This is a genomic window from Vibrio sp. Vb1018 (assembly GCF_033338775.1).
GTDB lineage: Bacteria > Pseudomonadota > Gammaproteobacteria > Enterobacterales > Vibrionaceae > Vibrio > Vibrio alginolyticus.
Map to the genome: position 1 here is coordinate 25,548 of NZ_JAWOTI010000017.1, position 20,470 is coordinate 46,017.

14 protein-coding genes and 1 other annotated feature are annotated in these 20,470 nt (G+C 45.5%); of the genes, 10 read left to right on the plus strand and 4 right to left on the minus strand.

Features of this window, described 5'->3' with window-relative positions:
* Window positions 1-77: 77 nt before the first annotated feature.
* Complete coding sequence (locus tag R7Z10_RS16940) at window positions 78-1,547, minus strand: glutamate synthase subunit beta (RefSeq protein WP_042521841.1); 1,470 nt, start codon at window positions 1,545-1,547, stop codon at window positions 78-80.
* Entirely contained in the window at window positions 1,547-6,097 is a 4,551-nt protein-coding gene (gene gltB / locus R7Z10_RS16945) for a glutamate synthase large subunit (protein ID WP_047102029.1), read from the minus strand. The genes R7Z10_RS16940 and gltB overlap by 1 nt, the downstream gene beginning before the upstream one ends.
* Before the next feature lie 551 nt (window positions 6,098-6,648).
* Here gltB and R7Z10_RS16950 point away from each other — a divergent pair.
* The 4 genes from R7Z10_RS16950 to R7Z10_RS16965 all read left to right on the plus strand — a co-directional run bounded on the left by R7Z10_RS16950 (window position 6,649) and on the right by R7Z10_RS16965 (window position 12,432).
* Window positions 6,649-7,608, plus strand: coding sequence for a TIGR01212 family radical SAM protein (locus R7Z10_RS16950; RefSeq protein ID WP_213987298.1), 960 nt, complete (start codon window positions 6,649-6,651; stop codon window positions 7,606-7,608).
* Window positions 7,609-7,643: 35 nt separating this feature from the next.
* Window positions 7,644-9,389 (plus strand): diguanylate cyclase, encoded by a 1,746-nt coding sequence (locus tag R7Z10_RS16955; protein ID WP_318105359.1) that lies wholly within the window; start codon window positions 7,644-7,646, stop codon window positions 9,387-9,389.
* A 237-nt stretch (window positions 9,390-9,626) separates the two neighbouring features.
* Window positions 9,627-11,981: an aerobic respiration two-component sensor histidine kinase ArcB gene (arcB, locus tag R7Z10_RS16960; RefSeq protein ID WP_005381826.1), complete on the plus strand. Its 2,355-nt coding sequence runs from the start codon at window positions 9,627-9,629 to the stop codon at window positions 11,979-11,981.
* Window position 11,982: 1 nt separating this feature from the next.
* On the plus strand, window positions 11,983-12,432 hold the full coding sequence (locus R7Z10_RS16965; RefSeq protein WP_005381825.1) for a hypothetical protein: 450 nt from the start codon (window positions 11,983-11,985) through the stop codon (window positions 12,430-12,432).
* 85 nt (window positions 12,433-12,517) lie between these two features.
* Here the strand turns inward: R7Z10_RS16965 and arcA are convergent, their stop codons facing one another.
* Entirely contained in the window at window positions 12,518-13,234 is a 717-nt protein-coding gene (gene arcA / locus R7Z10_RS16970) for a two-component system response regulator ArcA (RefSeq protein ID WP_005381824.1), read from the minus strand.
* Between the two features lie 361 nt (window positions 13,235-13,595).
* On the opposite strand from arcA, the gene R7Z10_RS16975 reads away from it, so the two are divergent.
* Window positions 13,596-14,003, plus strand: a complete 408-nt coding sequence (locus R7Z10_RS16975) for a DUF3293 domain-containing protein (protein ID WP_005381823.1) — start codon at window positions 13,596-13,598, stop codon at window positions 14,001-14,003.
* A gap of 64 nt (window positions 14,004-14,067) precedes the next feature.
* On the plus strand, window positions 14,068-14,550 hold the full coding sequence (locus R7Z10_RS16980; protein ID WP_005381822.1) for a putative 4-hydroxy-4-methyl-2-oxoglutarate aldolase: 483 nt from the start codon (window positions 14,068-14,070) through the stop codon (window positions 14,548-14,550).
* On the opposite strand, the gene R7Z10_RS16985 is transcribed toward R7Z10_RS16980, so the two are convergent.
* Window positions 14,547-15,017, minus strand: coding sequence for a hypothetical protein (locus R7Z10_RS16985; protein ID WP_017821468.1), 471 nt, complete (start codon window positions 15,015-15,017; stop codon window positions 14,547-14,549). The genes R7Z10_RS16980 and R7Z10_RS16985 overlap by 4 nt on opposite strands.
* A 423-nt stretch (window positions 15,018-15,440) precedes the next feature.
* On the opposite strand from R7Z10_RS16985, the gene thrL reads away from it, so the two are divergent.
* The 4 genes from thrL to thrC all read left to right on the plus strand — a co-directional run bounded on the left by thrL (window position 15,441) and on the right by thrC (window position 20,340).
* A complete protein-coding gene (gene thrL, locus R7Z10_RS16990) occupies window positions 15,441-15,518 on the plus strand; it encodes a thr operon leader peptide (protein WP_074192076.1) in 78 nt (25 codons plus the stop codon).
* Window positions 15,454-15,573 (plus strand) — a sequence feature (Thr leader region). It overlaps the preceding gene by 65 nt.
* 53 nt (window positions 15,574-15,626) lie before the next feature.
* Window positions 15,627-18,086, plus strand: a complete 2,460-nt coding sequence (gene thrA / locus R7Z10_RS16995; RefSeq protein ID WP_017821509.1) for a bifunctional aspartate kinase/homoserine dehydrogenase I — start codon at window positions 15,627-15,629, stop codon at window positions 18,084-18,086.
* Between the two features lie 20 nt (window positions 18,087-18,106).
* A complete protein-coding gene (gene thrB, locus R7Z10_RS17000) occupies window positions 18,107-19,063 on the plus strand; it encodes a homoserine kinase (RefSeq protein WP_054728792.1) in 957 nt (318 codons plus the stop codon).
* On the plus strand, window positions 19,060-20,340 hold the full coding sequence (gene thrC, locus R7Z10_RS17005; RefSeq protein WP_005381818.1) for a threonine synthase: 1,281 nt from the start codon (window positions 19,060-19,062) through the stop codon (window positions 20,338-20,340). The genes thrB and thrC overlap by 4 nt, the downstream gene beginning before the upstream one ends.
* The last annotated feature ends 130 nt before the right edge of the window (window positions 20,341-20,470 follow it).

Here is a 20,470-nt window from a genome sequence, read left to right on the forward strand (position 1 = left end):
TTTTCTTTCTTCACCGATAGCCATCGATATTGCTGATGGCTATTAGGCAATTGAAAGAGAGAAGCATGACTGCTTCGTTAAGCAGAAAGCATCAGTGAATCTGCTTTTGCTTCTAGGTTTGTGCCACCCATTAAGTAATCATCGATAGCACGGGCACATTCACGGCCTTCGTTGATACAACGAACCACCAAAGATTGGCCTGTTCGCATATCACCAGCAGCAAATACACCTTCTTGGTTTGTAGCAAAACCTTGAGTTGCTACGTTACCACGATCATCTAGCGCGATATCCAGTTGAGCAAGTACGCCTGTTGGTTCAGGGTGTAGGAATCCCATCGCTAGAAATGCCATATCACATGGAATCACACGCTCGCTGCCTTCTACTTCTTTGAAGCTTGGACGCTCGCCTGGTTTCGCATCTTGCCAAACGATATCAGCTAAACGAAGACCGGTAACTTCACCTTTGTCATTGCCGATGAACTCTTTGGTTAGGATATTCCAGTGACGATCAACGCCTTCTTCATGAGACGTCGAAGTACGTAGGATCATCGGGTACTGTGGCCATGGCATATTGGCAGGACGTTTCTCTGGTGGAATCGGCATGATTTCAACCTGAGTGATGCTTGCTGCACCGTGGCGGTTTGATGTACCTACACAGTCAGAACCCGTATCACCACCACCGATAACGACAACGTGTTTACCCGCGGCGTGAAGTTCTTCACCCTTAAGATCCATGTCGTTGGCACGGCGGTTATTTTGACCTAGGAATTCCATCGCGAAGTGAACGCCTTTTAGTTCACGACCCGGAACGGGCAAATCACGTGGAACCGTTGAGCCACCGGTTAGTAGAACCACATCGAACTCTTGACGCAATTGTTGAGCATTTACATCAACACCGACGTGTTGGTTTACTTTAAACTCAATGCCAGCTTCTGCCATTAGATTGATCTTGCGATCAATGACTTCCATGCTCAGTTTAAAGTCTGGGATACCAAAACGTAGCAGACCGCCCACTTTCTCGTCTCGCTCGAATACCGTCACAGTATGACCAGCGCTGTTTAGCTGCTCTGCTGCCGCAAGGCCAGCAGGACCTGAACCAATGATCGCAACGGTTTTGCCAGTGCGAGAGCGTGGTGTTTTTGGTTTGGCGTACCCTTCACGATACGCCGTTTCTACGATGGTTTTCTCGATATTACAGATAGTGATTGGATCTTGGTTGATGCCAAGTACACAAGCACTTTCACACGGAGCAGGGCAAACACGACCAGTGAACTCTGGGAAGTTATTGGTTGAGCTTAGAATGTTCCAAGCTTCTTCCCAGCTATCACGATAAACCGCATCGTTAAACTCTGGGATGATGTTACCGATAGGGCAGCCGTTATGACAAAACGGCACACCACAATCCATACAACGAGAAGCCTGAGTATTGATCTTGTCACCAAACTCCTCGTTCAGAACGAACTCTTTGTTGTTCTTGATGCGTTCAGCTGGGTCGATCTTCTGTGGTAGTTCACGACCATGCTCTAAAAATCCAGTAGGCTTACCCATTATACGGCCTCCACTTGAGTTTCGTTTCCTTGAGACTGTGCTTCAGCTTTACGCTTTTGAAGAACCGCTTTGTAGTCACGCGGCATTACCTTAACCATAGAGGCTAGGCTTGCTTCAAAGTTGTCTAGGAAAGACTGAGCGACTTCACTTCCTGTGAATTGAACATGCTTAGTTAGCATGTCGAGTAATAGATCTCTGTCTTCTTGCTCGATTGGATCTAGGTCTACTAACTCTGGGTTCAGTTTTGACTCAAAGTCACCTGATTTATCCCATACGTAAGCCACGCCACCACTCATACCTGCGGCAAAGTTACGACCTGTTGACCCAAGGATGATGGCTGCACCGCCAGTCATGTATTCACAACCGTGGTCACCGACGCCTTCTACTACTACTTTCGCGCCTGAGTTACGAACACAGAAACGTTCACCAGCCATACCACGAATGAAAGACTCACCCGAAGTTGCACCGTAGAAGCACACGTTACCAACCACGATGTTGTCTTCCGCGACAATGCTTGATTTCGCATCTGGATAAAGTACTAAAGTACCGCCGGATAAGCCTTTACCCCAGTAGTCGTTCGCGTCGCCTTCCACTTCGAACTTCACGCCCTTAGCTAGGAATGCGCCGAATGACTGACCTGCAGAACCTTTGAACTTCACGTTCATTGGCTGAGGTAGACCTGCATCTTTGTACACTTTCGAGATTTCGTTCGACAACATGGTACCTGCAGAGCGGTCCGTGTTGACGATAGGGAACTCGGCATTTACCGCTTCGCCTTTCTCGAGTGCAGGAATCGCTGCTTGAATCAGCTTACGGTCTAGTACTTCTTCTAGGTTGTGGTTCTGCTGAGCTTGGTTGAATACACCATCAGCTTCACGTGGTTGCTCAACGTGAAGAACAGGAGACAGATCTAGGTTCTTGTATTTCCAGTGAGAAACGTCTTGGCGAATCTTCAGTTTCTGACCTTGACCGACCATCTCATCGATAGTGCGGAAGCCAAGTTCAGCCATGATTTCACGCAGACCTTGTGCCATGTATTGGAAGAAGGTAACGACGTCTTCTACGCGACCATCAAAGCGCTCACGAAGCGTCTTGTTTTGAGTCGCGATACCAACAGGACAAGTGTTCTTATGACACTTACGCATCATGATACAACCTTCAACCACTAATGCTGCGGTTGCTACGCCCCATTCTTCTGCACCAAGTAGTGTTGCCACTGCAAGGTCGCGAGGTGTCTTCATCTGACCATCTGCTTGAACCACGATACGGTTACGTAGACCGTTCTTCAGTAGCGTTTGGTGCGTTTCTGCCAAGCCAAGTTCCCAAGGAAGACCGGTATGACGAATTGAAGACATTGGTGATGCACCTGTACCGCCGTCGAAACCTGCGATTAGTACAACGTCCGCTTTCGCTTTCGCTACACCAGAAGCGATCGTACCTACGCCTGCTTCTGATACCAGCTTCACGTTTACACGGCCTGCGCGGTTCGCGTTCTTCAAGTCGTAGATAAGCTGAGCCAAATCTTCGATTGAGTAGATATCGTGGTGTGGTGGTGGCGAGATAAGGCCAACGCCCGGAGTCGAGTGACGCGTTGCACCGATCCAGTCATCTACTTTATCGCCTGGTAGCTGACCACCTTCACCTGGCTTCGCACCTTGAGCCATTTTGATTTGCAGCTCTTCAGCGTTAGTTAGGTAGTAAGAGGTTACGCCGAAACGACCTGAAGCCACCTGCTTGATTGCAGAGCGTTCCCAATCGCCGTTCTCTTTGCGCTCGAAACGCATTGGGTCTTCACCACCTTCACCAGAGTTCGATTTCGCGCCAAGACGGTTCATCGCAACAGCTAGTGTGGAGTGTGCTTCGTAAGAAATAGAACCGAATGACATAGCGCCCGTCGCGAAGCGTTTCACGATGCTTTCAATTGGTTCGACTTCGTCGATAGAGATAGAACCTGCTGGGTTCTTAATGAATTCTAGCTGGCTACGCAGAGTTACTGCGTTGTCACCTTGTTTATCTACGGCTGTCGCGTACTGCTTGAACTGATCGTAGTTCTTGTTGCGCGTAGACTCTTGCAGTAGAGAAATGGTTTCTGGGTTGAATAGGTGCTTCTCACCACGCTGTTTCCATTGGTAAACACCACCAACATCCAGCATTTGAATTGGGATTTCGCGTTGTGGGTAACCGATGCGGTGACGGATCAGCACTTCTTTGGCGATATCATCAAGGGTTAGACCTTGGATACGAGAAACTGTACCTGTGAAGTATTTGTCTACCACGGATTTATGGATGCCCAAGGCTTCGAAGATTTGCGCACCATGGTACGACTGTAGCGTTGAGATACCCATCTTCGAGAAGATCTTCAGAAGACCGCCATTGATCGCTTTACGGTAGTTGTTGAACAGATCACGAGGGTTCGCTTCTGGATCCAACTTCTTCGTACGTTGAAGTTCAATGATGGTTTCAATCACTAGGTAAGGGTTAACCGCATTCGCACCGTAACCAAGTAGCGTTGCAAAGTGGTGCGTTTCACGCGCGTCACCAGTTTCAACCACGATGTCACACTTCGCACGTAGACCTTTACGGATCAAGTGGTGGTGCACTGCGCCAACTGCCAGCATTGCTGGAATCGCCGCGTGGTTTGAATTCACTGCGCGGTCAGTGAGTAGGATGATTGAGTAACCATCGATAACCGCGTCTTCTGCGTATTGGCAGATACGTTTTAATGCACGCTCAAGTTTGCCTTGATCTTCACTAGCTTGGAATACGATATCCAACGTTTTCGCTTGTAGGTGCTCGTTATCGATCGCACGCAGTTTTTCAAGCTCTGAGTTCGCCAGAACCGGCGATTCTAATTCGACTTTCTGACAGTGAAGTGGTGTTTCAGTCAGAAGGTTTTGGTCTTTACCCAAGTAAGTGTTCAGCGACATAACCATACGCTCACGGATCGGGTCGATCGGTGGGTTGGTTACCTGTGCGAACAGCTGCTTGAAGTAGTTAGAAAGATGTTGAGACTGATGAGATAGAACCGCAAGAGGCCAGTCGGCACCCATTGCTGATAATGGCTCTTTCGCGTCATTCGCCATTGGAACGATGATTTCGTTCACTTCTTCAGTGCTTACGCCAAACGCTTGTTGGCGGTGTAGAAGGTGTTCTGGCTTAGGTTGGCTGAACTGGTTGCTCGCATCTGGCAGCTTCTTCAAGCTCAGTAGGTTTTCTTCTACCCATTTCTCGTAAGGCTGTGCCGTTGCGATGGTGTCTTTCACTTCTTCATCGGAGATGATGCGACCTTGCTCTAGGTCTGCAACGAAGATACGACCCGGTTGTAGACGACCACGGAACTCTACGTTCTCTGGTTCAATATCCACAACACCAGATTCAGATGCCATCACTAGGAAGTTATCTTTGGTCACTGTGTAGCGAGAAGGGCGCAAACCGTTACGGTCTAGTGTCGCACCAACTTGAACACCATCAGTAAAACATACTGAAGCAGGACCATCCCATGGTTCCATGATGTTCGCGTGGTACTGATAGAACGCGCGACGTTTAGGATCCATGTTTTTGTTTTCTTGCCATGCTTCCGGGATCATCATCATCAATGCGTGTGGCAGGCTGCGACCAGAAAGAACTAGGAGCTCAAGTGCCATATCGAAGTTAGATGAATCCGAGCTGCCTTCCTGACAGATTGGAAGAAGCATGTCGATTTCAGCCTGAGTAAACAGGTCTGATTCTAGAATTGCTTCACGTGCTTTCATCCAGTTCAAGTTACCGCGAACTGTATTGATTTCACCGTTGTGGGCAATGTAACGGAAAGGTTGTGCAAGACGCCATTTCGGGAAGGTGTTGGTAGAGAAACGAGAGTGTACCAGTGCTAGTGCAGTCACCATGGTCGGGTTTTGCAGATCAAGGAAGTACTGAGGTACTTGCTCGGTCGTTAACTGACCTTTGTATACCAATGTCTTGTAAGACATGGAGTTAATGTAGAAGTCGTCACCAATGTTCGAAACGCTTTCTAGGCAAACACGTACAGTGTAGTTACGAAGAACGTACAGTTTGCGTTCTAGTTCTTCAGGTGTGATGCCAGGGCCACCAGAGATAAACACATGCTCAAACTGAGGCTCTGTGCTTAGTGGGTCTGCACCGATCATTGAGTTATCGGTTGGTAAAACGCGGTAGCCGATAACTTCAAGATCTAGACGCTGTGCATTACGTTCTAGAATGTCACGGCATTGCTCGCGTTTGTATTCGTCTTTCGGGAAAAGAACGACACCAACACCATACTTTTCAAACGAAGGCAGTTTAATGCCTAGCTTAACGGCTTCTTCTAATAGGAATTCATGAGGTTTTTGTAGCAAGATACCCGCACCGTCACCGCTGCATGGGTCACAACCTTGACCACCACGGTGTTCCATGCGAGCCAGCATATCCAATGCTTGAGTCACTACTTCATGAGATTTACGGTTTTTAAGGTGAGCAACAAAACCGATACCACAAGCGTCATGCTCCAGTTCTGGAGTGTACAGACCCTGTGGATTTTGCTCTCTATCTACCATAGATACATCCTTCCAGTTCAATGTCGACGCAAAAGTACCGGGCAGCAAATACTACCTAGACTATTGATTACGTCTTGTCCTTTATATTTATTATCGCCACCGATCTAGGTTGACCGGTCTTGATTCCTTTCCGTATCTCGCAGGAAAAGTTTTGCGAGAAAAACAATCCTTGGTGGTATCCCTTTATTTATTATCACTATCTAGTGATTTATATAGGTAGGAGTGGGATAACACCGACAAATCCCGCAGTGTGCTTTGTAATAAAAGTCACAAAAATAACGGGGTTGTGTAAGTATCCTACAATTTTGTCACTTCAGAATGCAATGAAAAAGTCGGCGTTGTGACCCAATTTTTTCGTTTAATTATGCATTTTTAGTTTAACATTTACGCAACATGAACGTTTTTTATCTGTATTTATGCAGGTTTATTGATTTTGAGCCGTATGATGTTTGTTTGAATTGACTAGTATTGTGTGTTTTTTCTTGCAGGGATGTAATTTATTTACACAGATCGTAGTGAGATTGATTACGGTTCATTGTTGGTGAGAATTTATGCAGTTACATGAGTTGGTCAATACAATCGGCCAAGATCTTCAGCGTCGATACGGTGAAAAAGTCCATAAACTAACGTTGCACGGTGGATTTAGTTGCCCTAACCGAGATGGCACGATTGGTCGGGGAGGATGTACTTTTTGTAATGTGGCTTCGTTTGCGGATGAAGAAGTACAGATAAAGAGTATTCACGATCAGTTGAAAGATCGTGCGGGCGAAATTCATCGAGCGAAGAAGTATCTCGCTTATTTTCAGGCTTACACCAGTACTTATGCGGAAGTGCAAGTGCTGAAAAATATGTATGAAGAAGCACTAAAAGCGGCTGATATTGTGGGATTGTGTGTCGGGACTCGTCCAGATTGCGTGCCTGATGCCGTATTAGATTTGCTGTCTGACTATGTACAGCAAGGTTATGAAATTTGGCTAGAGTTAGGGCTTCAAACCGCTAATAACGACACCCTTAAGCGCATCAATCGCGGTCATGATTTCGAATGTTATGCCGAAATCACTAAGCGTGCTCGAACACTCGGAATCAAGGTTTGTACTCACTTAATTGTGGGTTTACCCAAAGAAACCCGCGCCGAAAATATTGAAACGCTGCAAAAAGTGTTGGCCGTGGGAACGGATGGCATCAAGTTACATGGCTTGCATATTGTCGAAGGTAGCACCATGGCGAAAGCTTGGCGTGCTGGAAAGCTAGAAGCCCCTGAATTAGAAGAATATGTTGCGATCGCCAGTGAAATGATTCGTATGACACCACCAGATGTGATTTATCATCGCGTTTCATCAGCAGCCAGGAGGCCCACGTTATTATCGCCTCTGTGGTGTGAAAACCGTTGGCTAGCGATGACGGAAATTGGTCGAGATCTCAGTGCTCATGGTGCTCAAGGGAGTCTTACGGGGAATACCTTTATCTATACTAAACCGGAATTAATAGCAGATCGCTCAATAAATAACTGATATATTTTAACCAGTGTTCTTTGAAGGTTTAAACGATGGATCAGTTACTCAATTGGCTTTGGGGTGGTCAAGGCGGTTATGGCTATGTCGTCTTGTTGTTAATCGCAGGCGTGTGCGCGTTAGCACTGATCTATTTGCACTTTCAGACATCACTTAAGCAACTAGTAACGGATTCTCCCTATCCAGTCATAGTGGTGGACACTAGCCATGCTCAGCTCTTGCTATCTAACCAGGCTGCGATGCAGTTGTTAGGCATTCGCTCTCTGGGAACGGGGTATTTGTATCCTGCTTTATTCGATATTCATGAGCTTGAGCAGTTTCTCGATCGCTTCTCTAGTCGTCATTTTCGTCAGCAGGCTTTTGACTGGCGACTATCTGATAGTGAATCTATTAAAGTGGAGCTGTCAGGCAGAAAGAGTTTATTGCGCAATCATCGAGTTTGGATTCTTTATGCTCAGCCATATCAAGCCACTCACCAAGATCAGCAACAAGAACTTGCCCAATTAATCATCGCACGTTCGGCATTAGACTCACTTTCAGAGCTGATTTGTACCCAAGACCGCCAAGGCAATCTGTTAACGACCAATCGAGCATTTGATCAATTCTGGCAAGGGCGAAGGGAAGAAGCTTGCGCATCCAAGACCTTGGGTGAGATGACCAGAAAAAGCGAACGTAAATGGACAACGGATCCACAAGGTCGAAGTTGCTTACTGGAAGTCAATCAAAACTCTCTTGTTTCGCCGAGTGGTGAGCTTATCGGTACGCTGTCTATTAGTCATGACGTGACTGAATGGCACAAGATGCAACAGAATCTGCGAGATGAAATGGAGCGTCGCAAAGATACAGAGGTGGCGCTAGCGCAAAGAGATACTATCTTACAAACGATTCTGGATGCCAGTCCGGACTCTATTGGTATTTTCAATGAGAACATGGTCTATCAAGCGTGTAATCAGCCTTTTGTTAAGGCGTTAGGAATTTCAAAAATTTCTGATTTGATAGGTAAGCGCCTCCAAGACGTGATTCCTAAAGAGATGTACGCGCGCTTAGCAGACAGTGACTTAGAAGCATTACGCCAGTTAGAGCCAGTTCGATACATAGATAAAGTCGTGAGTAGTGATGGTAAAAGTACGTGGTTTGATGTGGTGAAATCGCCTTTTAAAGATAAAGCATCAGGAACGAATGGTGTGCTGATCATGGCGCGTGATATTTCTGAGCGTTATCTTGCAGAACAAAAGTTGGAAAAAGCCAACCTAGAGTTAGAAAAATTGAGCTTTATGGATAGCTTAACTCAAGTATCGAACCGACGCCGTTTCGATGAACAACTGCAGGTATTGTGGTACCACCATGCTAGAGAAAAGCTGCCGCTCACCATCATGTTATGTGACATCGACTTTTTCAAAGATTACAACGACTGTTACGGTCACCAACAAGGTGATGAAGCGTTAGTCAGTGTTGCTACCGTGTTTACACAAGTCATCAATCGTTCTTCGGATTGTGTTGCGCGTTATGGTGGCGAGGAGTTTGGTTTTATCTTGCCGAATACCACCACGGAAGGTGCGCGCAACGTAGCACAGCGTATTCATGAGAAAATTCTACAGCTTGATATGGAACACGACAGTTCAGAAGCATCTGAACGCCTTACCGTCAGTATCGGTCTGGTCTCTTACATTCCTCAGCATGGTGATGAACCCGAAATGGGCATCGCTATGGCTGACAGTGCGTTATATCAAGCTAAAGCTGATGGACGTAATCGCACTTGTATTCACCCCAGTTCTTGCTAACGCTTTGTGACCGCTTGCTCTAAGTTGATAGCTGATTGTTTAAATCACCGTATTAAACACGTTAAACTTACACAAGCCTGTGCGCTCGTTGGTTTATCTTTTTATCTCGTATCACAAGAGCAGATCGCACCGTGTGTTTTTCACTAATCAAACAGACCTAAATTGCGTTAGGTCGAGTGCATTTACCTGTTTTTCATCATCGAATGGCGCTATCTAGCCACCACCATGGAGTAGTTAATGAAACCCATGAAAAATCTCGCCCAGTATTATGTCGACTTGCTAGTCAAACTGGGGATTGTTCGCTTCTCTATTTTGCTAGCCCTTGCGCTGGTGGCATTAGCTGTTGTGGTGCAGGTAGGGATTACTTTAGCTCTCAAAGGGCGAGTAGATGATATCGACATTGTCCGTTCGGTGTTTTTTGGTCTATTGATCACCCCTTGGGCGGTTTACTTCCTCTCTGTGGTTGTCGATCAACTAGAAGAGTCTCGCCAGCGTTTAACTAAGCTGGTGTCCAAACTGAAGGACATGCGTTCGCGAGATCAAGAGCTGAATTACCAACTTCAACAAAACATTGAAAAGCTTAACCAAGAAATTGAAGAGCGTATTAAAGCGGAAGAAGCACGTGAAGAGGCGATGCAAGACCTCGAAAATGAGGTGTTCCAACGCGAACGTACTCAATTAGAGTTGGCAGAACGTACCGCATTACTGCGTTCATTTATTGATGCCTCACCAGACTTAATTTACTACCGCAATGCGGATGGTGTTTTCTCTGGCTGTAACCGCGCGATGGAAGAGCTAACGGGCAAGAAAGAGCACCAGTTAGTCGGATTAAGCCCTTGGGATGTGTATAGCAAAGAAATCGCCGAGCATATCGTTGATACTGACCAAAAGGTTTTTGCCGATAATCAAGCAATTACTTACGAGCAATGGCTCGAATACCCAGATGGTCGCAAGCATTACTTTGAGCTGCGTAAAGTGCCATTTTACAGCAAAGATGGCCGCCACCTTGGTCTCGTTGGGTTCGGTCGTGATATCACTGAACGTAAGCGCCATGAAGAGTCGTTAGAGAAAGCAAGCCGCGACAAAACTACCTTCATCTCAACCATCAGTCATGAGCTGCGAACGCCGCTGAATGGCATTGTAGGCTTAAGTCGTATGCTTCTAGATAGTCCGTTGACAGAAGAGCAGCGTAAACACATGCAGACCATCAATGTGAGTGCGATTACTCTAGGTAACATCTTCAACGATATTATCGATATGGATAAATTTGATCGCCGTAAGTTAGAACTATTACCTGCGCCACTTAACTTCGAAGACTTCGTCGCAGAGATTGAGAGTATCTCAGCTCTGATGGCGGAACAAAAAGGGTTACGCTTTGACTTAGAACGTTTAAGCGACTTGCCAAAAGCAATTGAAGTGGATGCAACCCGTCTACGTCAGGTGATTTGGAACTTGGTCAGCAACGCAATGAAGTTCACCAAGGAAGGTGGCGTTGTGATGACAGTGAGCGCGGATGTCGAAGACGATTTTGCGACCATTATTATGGAAGTGGAAGACACAGGTATTGGTATCCCAGACGAAGAGCTAGATAAGATCTTTGCGATGTACTACCAAGTGAAATCAGGCAAGGACAACCTGCATGCGGTCGGTACAGGTATTGGTTTGGCGGTATCTAAGCAACTGATCAATATGATGGATGGTGACATTACGGTTACCAGTGAGGAAGGCTTTGGTAGCACTTTTACTGTATCGATCCACGTTCCGATTGTTGAACTAGCTGAGCCAGTCATTGATGCGAAACGCGACAATGTGCGCCTCAACATATTTATGGTCGAAGACATCGAGCTTAACGTAACTGTGGCTAAATCGTTACTAGAGAGCCTAGGGCACTCTGTCACCGTGGCAATGACGGGCCAAGAAGCGTTAGTGAACTTTGTGCCAGAAAAATACGACTTAGCGTTGTTGGATATCCAACTGCCTGATATGACGGGCTTTGATGTCGCCAATTATTACCGCAAGCATTATAACAATCTTCCTCCATTGGTCGCCTTAACTGCTAATGTAATGAAAGATCGTCGTGAATACTTAGATAACGGCATGGATGATGCGATCAGTAAGCCGCTGGCAGTGAATGCTATTCAGTCAGTGATTGATAAATTCTTCGCTCACCAGTTAGAACAACCTAAGGAAGTGGTGAGCGGTCCCGAAACAGTGGAAGAGCCAGTGCCTTCTCCTGTGATTGAGACACATTTGCTCGATATGGATATGTTAGAGTCTTACGTCGACATTGTTGGTGCAAAACCTGTCTACGACAGCATAAAAATGTTTGAAGATATGATGCCAGACTATATCGATGTCTTAGATTCGAACATGACAGCGAAAGATCAAGATGGGATTGTTTCTGAAGCGCATAAAATCAAAGGTGCTGCAGGTTCAATTGGCCTGAAACGTATCCAAAGTGTGGCGCAAAAAGCGCAATCGCCCGATATGCCAGCATGGTGGGAAAACATTTCAGACTGGGTTGAAGAGATCAAAAATGAATACCAAAACGATATTCAAGTCCTCAAAAGTTGGTTGGAACAAAGGAAATAACATGAAAAGAATCGCACCATTGGCATTAGCCATGGCATTGATGGCAGGCTGTAGTTCCGTTCCAAATGTGAATTGGCAACAAAACAGTCAGATTACGATTAATGAGGTTAATGTTGAGCTCAAAAGTAATTTATGGGTGAACCTCATGCCGAATATTGGGGACGTGGAAGAGCAAAGTATTCAAGGTGCACTTTACCTCGAAGGAGATCAGTTACTTCCTGCAAATCTAACGGCAGAAGCTCTTATTATTAAACAGGGGCAAAAAGAGTGGTTGGTGGACAGTGCGTCTTTAGATACTCGAACGCACAGTGAAAGCCGATGGGAGGTGGCGTTCTCGTCTCACATTGATGTGAACACAGAAAAATCGGTTGATATCGCAGTGCTTCTAGACGATGCGGGTAAACAGCGTTGGTTAGTCGAAAAGTACGTGAAGATTAACAAGGTTTATTAACCGCAATGATGTTGCATTAGTCGTTAGACCTAAAACAAAAAGGGCTTGCTCAATGAGCAAGCCCTTTGCATATTAGCGGTTAAATCTAGTCTTCTAGATCGCCACAGAAGCGGTAACCTTCGCCGTGGATAGTGGCGATGATTTCTGGCGTACCTGAAACAGACTCAAAGTGCTTACGGATACGACGAATCGTTACGTCTACAGTACGGTCGTGTGGCTTAAGTTCACGACCAGTCATCTTCTTAAGAAGATCTGCACGAGTTTGAATCTTACCCGGGTTCTCACAGAAGTGCAGTAATGCGCGGAACTCAGAGCGAGGTAGCTTGTAGCTATCACCAGCAGGGCTTACTAGAGAGCGGCTGTTGATGTCTAGTACCCAACCGTTGAATTCATACTTTTCTACCGAGCGCTTCTCTTCTTGCACCGCGTTAGAGCTCATTGAGCGACTAAGTAGGTTACGTGCACGAATAGTTAGTTCACGTGGGTTGAATGGTTTAGTGATGTAGTCATCTGCACCAATCTCAAGACCTAGGATCTTGTCTACTTCATTGTCACGGCCTGTCAGGAACATTAAAGCAATGTTCGCTTGCTCGCGTAATTCACGCGCTAGTAGAAGGCCATTCTTGCCTGGAAGATTAATGTCCATAATAACCAAGTTGACTGAGTTATCAGACAACACTTGGTGCATCTCTTCACCGTCACTGGCTTCAAAAACAGCGTATCCCTCTGCTTCAAAAATACTCTTAAGAGTGTTACGAGTTACTTGCTCATCTTCAACGATAAGAATCTGCGGGGTTTGCATTGGCGGTACCTAAATTTGTGACAAAATTGTGCTAATAGAATAAATTCTAGGCAAAAATATAACATACAGGTAATGTGATTTTGATAATAAATCAAGTTGATCAAAAAAACACTTCTTTCAGTTATCCGCCCTCCATGGAATTTTGCCAACTCACCAGTATCCAATGGCGACGTTTATTCTAAAGGGCTTGTTTACCTTTCATTTCCTGCTTTCAGTGGGGCCTGAAACGTAAACACCCTAAGATATTGAGCGGATTTTATATTGTTAACAGCATGCTAACAATGCTCAAATGTTAATTCCATTCAGTTTGTTGATTTATATCAATTGATGAAATGTAACTGTTATTAATCGTTTAAGACTTATGATAGAAAAAAGTAATAAGAACATAGACGCATCGTTATGGAATGCTTATTCAGAATCTTTTTTCAGATTCGAAGCCGAGTGGCGTGTTTCAAACTATGCTGTGATAACCGCTTGGAACCCATACAGTAACTTGAGGTCCAAAGAAGAGAACAGCATAAACAATCACGCGTTAGAAAAACAGCTACAGCACGTTAATTACGCGCCTGTCACGGTAGGTGATAGCGCTTTTACATGGTATGAGGAAAGCTTTGCCGTCGAGTTGTCGCCAGAGGTAGCCGTTGAATTGGCGAGTGACTTTCAACAAAACGCGATTTATTACGTCATTAATGACCAACTTTATCTTATTGCGTGCTCGCAGCCGAAAGTTTTTCATACGTTAGGCTCCATTAAACCTCGGCTCGTATAGAAGGTATAGAAAAGGATACTGCTCACTGAAGCACCGCTTGGGTGAGAAAATTCACGGAGGAAATATGAGAGACATTACACCCGATATTTGTGACCAATTTGAAGACCAAGTGAGCTTGCTTACTTTACCATTGCAGAACTTTGGTCAACGTAGCGCTTTTTACGGTGAAATCGTTACGGTGCGCTGCTATCACGATAACTCGAAAGTGCGTGAAGTACTGGGCGAAGATGGAACGGGTAAAGTATTGATTGTTGACGGACATGGATCGTGTCAGAGAGCATTACTCGGCGATCAATTAGCGATACTCGGAATAGAAAATGGGTGGGAAGGTATCATTGTCTATGGTGCAATACGCGACGTAGCACAAATATCTCAAATGGACATTGGCGTTCAAGCTCTTGGAACTAACCCGTTTAAAACAGAGAAACGCGGGATAGGAGAGGTAAACGTAACCTTAACGATGCAAAACCAAATCGTTCAACCTAAGCACTACGTTTACGCGGACTGGAACGGTGTGTTGATTTCTAAGCAAAAGCTGGACTTCTAAAAACGAAAGCCTAAACCAACCTCAAAGCCTTGTTGCCAATCTTGGTAATCAAGAGTCGCGTGAAGATCCAGTTTATCGGTAATTTTTACGCGACTTGATACTTCAGCCGCGAGGCTACTGTCGTCTTGGCGAATACCTTCCGCTGTTTCATTCTTGTAAGAGCGAACTGTACTTTTCAGCGTGACACGATCATTAAAGTGATAGCTGATCCCACTCAAAAAACCACTTTGATTTTTGGTAGGAGAGTTATTGACTCGCGCACCGACATAAACGTCTACCGAATCAAAAAGTTCGTAAGCGTAACCCGTATCGATATTCCAAACATCAAAACTGTCAGACTGATAACTGTCGCTGGAAATGAATAGTTTATGAGGAGAAGGGGATATTTTACCTGGAAGCGGCGGAAGCTCGTTTGCTAGACAAACACCAGGCACAAAAAACAGCAACAGAAAAAGCCCTCTTTTCATGTTCACCACTCCTTGTGTCAACTTTTTTATTAGTATGCGCCCAAAGCTTCTCACTATTAAAGCATAGAATATGAAAGCTAGCTCACCTATTTTCTAAATAATTCGATCCTATGAACATAAGTCACAGTTAAGTTGTTGTTATGTGTCACAACCCTCTCGAATTATTTGATCGTACGTTTTATGGCAAAGATCAGACTAGTTATTAGATAAAAAACCGAACTGGTGATGATGGTTAAGTCCTTTACAAAAACTAACTGTAGATTTTTAAATGATCAATAATGTGTAATTAACTATAAATATCAATGACATTGCTTAGCAGAATTCTCTGAAAGATGGAAAAACAAACAATTTTTTGTTGACTATGTATCAGAAACTCGGTAAACGTAGAGTTAAGCAAACACAATTAACGTTGAATATTTATTTATGCCATCTAACAGCCTAGTAGTAATGACCACGACCATTATTATTACCGACACGACACATGTTGGGGCAGGCTGCTGAGCGAAAGAAATTCACAAAAAAGGCCTGTATCCAACAAGATACAGGCCTTTTTTTATGCTTTTTTATCCAGAATTTAGACAAATTTAAGAAGATATACCGGAGGAAGGGATGCGAGTATTGAAGTTTGGCGGATCATCACTAGCTGATGCAGATCGCTTTTTGAGAGCGGCAGACATTATTGCCAATAACGCTCAACAAGAAGAAGTGGCGGTTGTTCTTTCCGCTCCTGGTAAAACAACAAACAAATTGGTTGCGGTCATTGAAGGCGCATTGCGCAATGGTGAAGCAGAACTACAAATCAAAGAGTTGGAGGAGTCGTTTAAAACGCTCTTCACTCAAGTCCAAGCAGTACTACCCAATATCGATGGTTCAGCTTTCGATAACCAAGTGAAAACTTCTCTCTCTCAATTACGCCAATTCGTTCATGGCATCAATCTTCTTGGCATGTGCCCAAACAATGTTAATGCACGTATTATTAGCAAAGGCGAACGCGTTTCGATTCAATTGATGAAAGCGGTGTTAGAAGCCAAAGGCCAGCCTGCACATCTTATCGACCCAGTTGAATACCTATACGCAAAAGGTGATCACCTTGAAGCCATGGTCGATGTTGAAGTTTCGACTCAGAACTTCCGCCAGAATCCTCTTCCTCAAGGTCATGTGAACATCATGCCTGGCTTTACCGCAGGTAACGAGAAAGGTGAATTGGTAACACTTGGTCGCAATGGCTCTGATTATTCGGCGGCGGTTCTTGCGGCGTGTCTGCGCGCAGATTGCTGTGAGATCTGGACAGACGTAGATGGTGTGTACAACTGTGACCCTCGCTTAGTCGAAGATGCTCGCCTACTTAAATCTCTTAGCTATCAAGAAGCGATGGAGCTTTCTTACTTCGGTGCTTCCGTTCTGCACCCGAAAACCATCGCCCCAATCGCACAGTTCCACATCCCATGTCTGATCAAAAACAGCTTTAACCCACAAGGTGCAGGAACTTTGATTGGGCAAGACACTGGTGAAGACAATCTGGCGATCAAAGGTATCACGACGCTAAACGACCTAACTATGGTTAACGTCTCCGGCCCAGGTATGAAGGGTATGGTTGGCATGGCAAGCCGCGTATTTGGCGCAATGTCTTCCGCTGGTGTGTCTATTGTTCTTATTACTCAGTCTTCTTCTGAGTACAGCATTAGCTTCTGTATTGAGGCAGAAGATAAAGCAAAAGCGCAACAAGTACTGGCCGATGCGTTTGAGTTGGAACTGAAAGATAGCTTATTAGAGCCGGTCGAGTTTATTGATAATGTTTCAATCATAACGTTGGTTGGTGACGGCATGCGTACATCGCGCGGTGTTGCATCTCGCTTCTTCTCATCTCTTGCTGAAGTGAACGTAAACATTGTAGCCATCGCACAGGGCTCATCTGAGCGTGCTATCTCAGCCGTGATTCCTGAAGATAAAATCTCTGAAGCGATCAAAGCGTGTCACGAAAACCTATTCAACTCTAAGCACTTCTTAGACGTATTCGTGGTTGGTATTGGTGGCGTTGGTGGTGAGCTGGTGGATCAGATCGAGCGTCAACAGGCGAAGCTTGCGGAAAAAGGCATCGTTATTCGCGTGTGTGGCTTGGCAAACAGCAAAGGTCTTCTGCTTGATAGTGAAGGTCTGCCACTCGATCATTGGCGTGATCGTATGTCGGCAGCGACAGAAGAGTTCAGCCTAGCGCGTTTGATTTCTTTGGTTCAACGTAACCACATCATCAACCCAGTATTGGTTGACTGTACATCAAGTGAAGATATTGCGAATCAATACGCTGATTTCCTAGCTGCTGGTTTCCATGTCGTTACACCAAATAAAAAAGCAAATACAGCAAGCATGGCTTACTACCATCAGCTTCGCGATGTTGCGCGCAGCTCTCGTCGCAAGCTGATGTACGAAACAACTGTGGGGGCGGGTCTACCGGTAATCGAAAACCTGCAAAACCTAATCTCAGCGGGTGATGAGCTAGAGCGCTTCAGCGGTATTCTTTCTGGCTCTCTGTCATACATCTTCGGTAAGTTAGATGAAGGTATGAGCCTAAGTGAAGCAACTAATATCGCAAAAGAAAATGGTTTTACTGAACCGGATCCTCGTGATGACCTTTCTGGTATGGATGTCGCGCGTAAGCTTCTGATCCTAGCTCGTGAAGCAGGCATGTCTCTAGAACTAGAAGACGTTGTGGTTGATCAAGCACTGCCACCAGGTTTTGATGATTCTGGTAGCGTTGATGAATTTATGGCGCGTTTACCTGAAGCAGACGCCTACTTTAAAGAATTATCTGCAAAGGCAGCGGAAGAAGGCAAAGTACTGCGCTACGTTGGTGAGATTAATGAGGGCAAGTGCACAGTAAGCATCGCTGCGGTGGATGAAAACGATCCAATGTATAAAATCAAGGACGGTGAAAACGCACTGGCATTTTACAGCCGTTACTATCAGCCAATCCCACTAGTGTTACGTGGCTATGGTGCAGGCACCGAAGTAACGGCTGCGGGTGTATTTTCTGACGTGATGCGTACTTTAGGTTGGAAACTAGGGGTATAACAATAATGAGTTCAAGTGATATGGATGTAGTGGTTTATGCCCCAGCATCAATTGGTAATGTAAGCGTTGGCTTTGATGTGCTGGGGGCTGCCGTGTCTCCAGTGGATGGCACACTATTGGGTGACCGTGTATTGGTGAAATCTGGGGCTGACCCGTTCAGCCTTAAAACGGCGGGTGATTTTGTTGAGAAATTGCCAACTGAACCAAAAGAGAACATCGTCTATGACTGTTGGCTCGTGTTTGCTCGTGAGTTAGACAAAAAAGGCGTTGAGCTAAAACCACTTGAGATGACGCTAGAAAAGAACATGCCAATTGGCTCTGGTTTAGGCTCAAGTGCATGTTCTATCGTTGCTGCATTAGATGCATTGAACCGATTCCATGGACAGCCACTTAACGAGACAGAATTACTAGCGCTGATGGGAGAGATGGAAGGCAAGATCTCTGGTGGTATTCACTACGACAACGTTGCGCCGTGTTACCTTGGTGGTGTCCAGTTGATGCTTGAAGAGCTTGGTATCATCAGTCAAAAAGTGCCTTGTTTTGATGATTGGTACTGGGTGATGGCGTATCCGGGTATCAAGGTATCAACGGCGGAAGCGCGTGAGATCCTACCATCTCAATACCGCCGACAAGATATCATTGCTCATGGTCGTCACCTTGCGGGCTTTATTCATGCGTGTCATTCTGGTCAGCCAGAACTTGCTGCAAAAATGATCAAAGACGTGATCGCAGAACCGTATCGTGAGAAACTGCTTCCAGGTTTTGCGAATGCACGTCAATACGCAGCGTCTGCGGGTGCATTGGCAACCGGTATTTCTGGCAGTGGTCCGACACTGTTCAGTATTTGCAAAGAGAAAGATGTCGCTGAGCGAGTTGCTCGCTGGTTAGAACAAAACTACGTACAAAACGAAGAAGGATTCGTCCACGTTTGTCGTCTAGATAAGCAGGGTTCGAAAGTAACAGGAAGTGAGCTATGAAGCTTTACAATATAAAAGAAAATGATGAACAAGTTTCCTTTGGCCAAGCCGTTCGCCAAGGGTTAGGCCGTAACCAAGGTCTATTTTTCCCATCGGAATTACCAAAATTTGAAGATATCGATGCGCTGCTTGCAGAAGACTTTGTCTCTCGTAGCACTAAGATTTTATCGGCGTTAATTGGAGATGAACTTACAGAGGAGCAAGTGAATGCTCTTGTTGATGCTGCATTCCAATTCCCTGCGCCAATTAATCAGGTCAAAGACGGTGTTTACGCTCTGGAACTGTTCCATGGTCCAACGCTTGCATTTAAAGACTTTGGTGGTCGCTTTATGGCGCAATCTCTTGCTGCGGTTTCGGACGGCGGCAAGATCACTATTCTGACTGCAACTTCCGGCGATACTGGCGCAGCCGTTGCGCATGCTTTCTACGGTATGGAAGACATCAACGTTGTGATTCTTTACCCGAAAGGTAAGATCAGCCCACTGCAAGAGAAGCTATTCTGTACGCTTGGTAAGAACATCCATACTGTCGCGATCGATGGAGACTTCGATGCGTGTCAGGCACTGGTTAAGCAAGCTTTTGATGATTCTGCACTGCGTGAAGAGATCGGTCTGAACTCTGCAAACTCAATCAACATCAGCCGTTTGATGGCGCAAATCTGTTACTACTTTGAAGCAGCTGCGCAAATGAGCAAGCAAGAGCGTGAAAACCTAGTGGTATCAGTACCAAGCGGTAACTTCGGTAACCTAACTGCTGGTCTACTGGCAAAAGCACTGGGTCTACCTATTAAGCGCTTCATCGCTGCAACGAATGCCAATGACACTGTGCCACGCTACCTAGAAACAGGTAAGTGGGAGCCAAAACCAACAGTCGCAACAACATCGAACGCGATGGACGTGAGCCAACCAAACAACTGGCCTCGTATTGAAGAGCTGTGCCGCGTGAAAGAGTGGGGCTTGGAGACGCTAGGTAAAGGTGCAGTATCTGATGAGCAAAGCGCACAGTCAGTGAAAGACTTACATGCTCTAGGCTATCTATGCGAACCGCACGGTGCGATTGCTTACCGCGTTCTTGAAGAACAATTGCAAGACGGTGAAACCGGTCTGTTCCTATGTACTGCTCACCCTGCGAAGTTCAAAGAAGTCGTGGATGATATTCTAGAATCCGATATCGAGCTTCCTGCGCCACTAGCGAAGCACGCTGCGATGGAGCTGCTATCGGAAGAGCTCGACGCAGACTTTGACGCATTGAAACAAGTACTGCGCCGCGTGCAGTAAGCTTCAAAAATACAGTCAGTATCAAAAACACAAATAACTAGAGGTGAATGAGCAATCATTCACCTTTTTTATTGCCGGTAAGTTTTAACTCTCTTTATGATTGAGAAACGAACTTAACTAAATGAGATAG

What these genes read in the sequence shown, in the direction of transcription:
- thrB (WP_054728792.1), top strand. Translation starts at nt 18,107, where the DNA reads ATGGATGTAGTGGTTTATGCCCCAGCATCAATTGGTAATGTAAGCGTT.
- R7Z10_RS16955 (WP_318105359.1), top strand. Translation starts at nt 7,644, where the DNA reads ATGGATCAGTTACTCAATTGGCTTTGGGGTGGTCAAGGCGGTTATGGC.
- thrL (WP_074192076.1), top strand. Translation starts at nt 15,441, where the DNA reads ATGCCATCTAACAGCCTAGTAGTAATGACCACGACCATTATTATTACC.
- R7Z10_RS16985 (WP_017821468.1), bottom strand. Translation starts at nt 15,017, where the DNA reads ATGAAAAGAGGGCTTTTTCTGTTGCTGTTTTTTGTGCCTGGTGTTTGT.
- R7Z10_RS16975 (WP_005381823.1), top strand. Translation starts at nt 13,596, where the DNA reads ATGATAGAAAAAAGTAATAAGAACATAGACGCATCGTTATGGAATGCT.
- R7Z10_RS16980 (WP_005381822.1), top strand. Translation starts at nt 14,068, where the DNA reads ATGAGAGACATTACACCCGATATTTGTGACCAATTTGAAGACCAAGTG.
- R7Z10_RS16940 (WP_042521841.1), bottom strand. Translation starts at nt 1,547, where the DNA reads ATGGGTAAGCCTACTGGATTTTTAGAGCATGGTCGTGAACTACCACAG.
- R7Z10_RS16950 (WP_213987298.1), top strand. Translation starts at nt 6,649, where the DNA reads ATGCAGTTACATGAGTTGGTCAATACAATCGGCCAAGATCTTCAGCGT.
- thrC (WP_005381818.1), top strand. Translation starts at nt 19,060, where the DNA reads ATGAAGCTTTACAATATAAAAGAAAATGATGAACAAGTTTCCTTTGGC.
- arcB (WP_005381826.1), top strand. Translation starts at nt 9,627, where the DNA reads ATGAAACCCATGAAAAATCTCGCCCAGTATTATGTCGACTTGCTAGTC.
- gltB (WP_047102029.1), bottom strand. Translation starts at nt 6,097, where the DNA reads ATGGTAGATAGAGAGCAAAATCCACAGGGTCTGTACACTCCAGAACTG.
- thrA (WP_017821509.1), top strand. Translation starts at nt 15,627, where the DNA reads ATGCGAGTATTGAAGTTTGGCGGATCATCACTAGCTGATGCAGATCGC.
- arcA (WP_005381824.1), bottom strand. Translation starts at nt 13,234, where the DNA reads ATGCAAACCCCGCAGATTCTTATCGTTGAAGATGAGCAAGTAACTCGT.
- R7Z10_RS16965 (WP_005381825.1), top strand. Translation starts at nt 11,983, where the DNA reads ATGAAAAGAATCGCACCATTGGCATTAGCCATGGCATTGATGGCAGGC.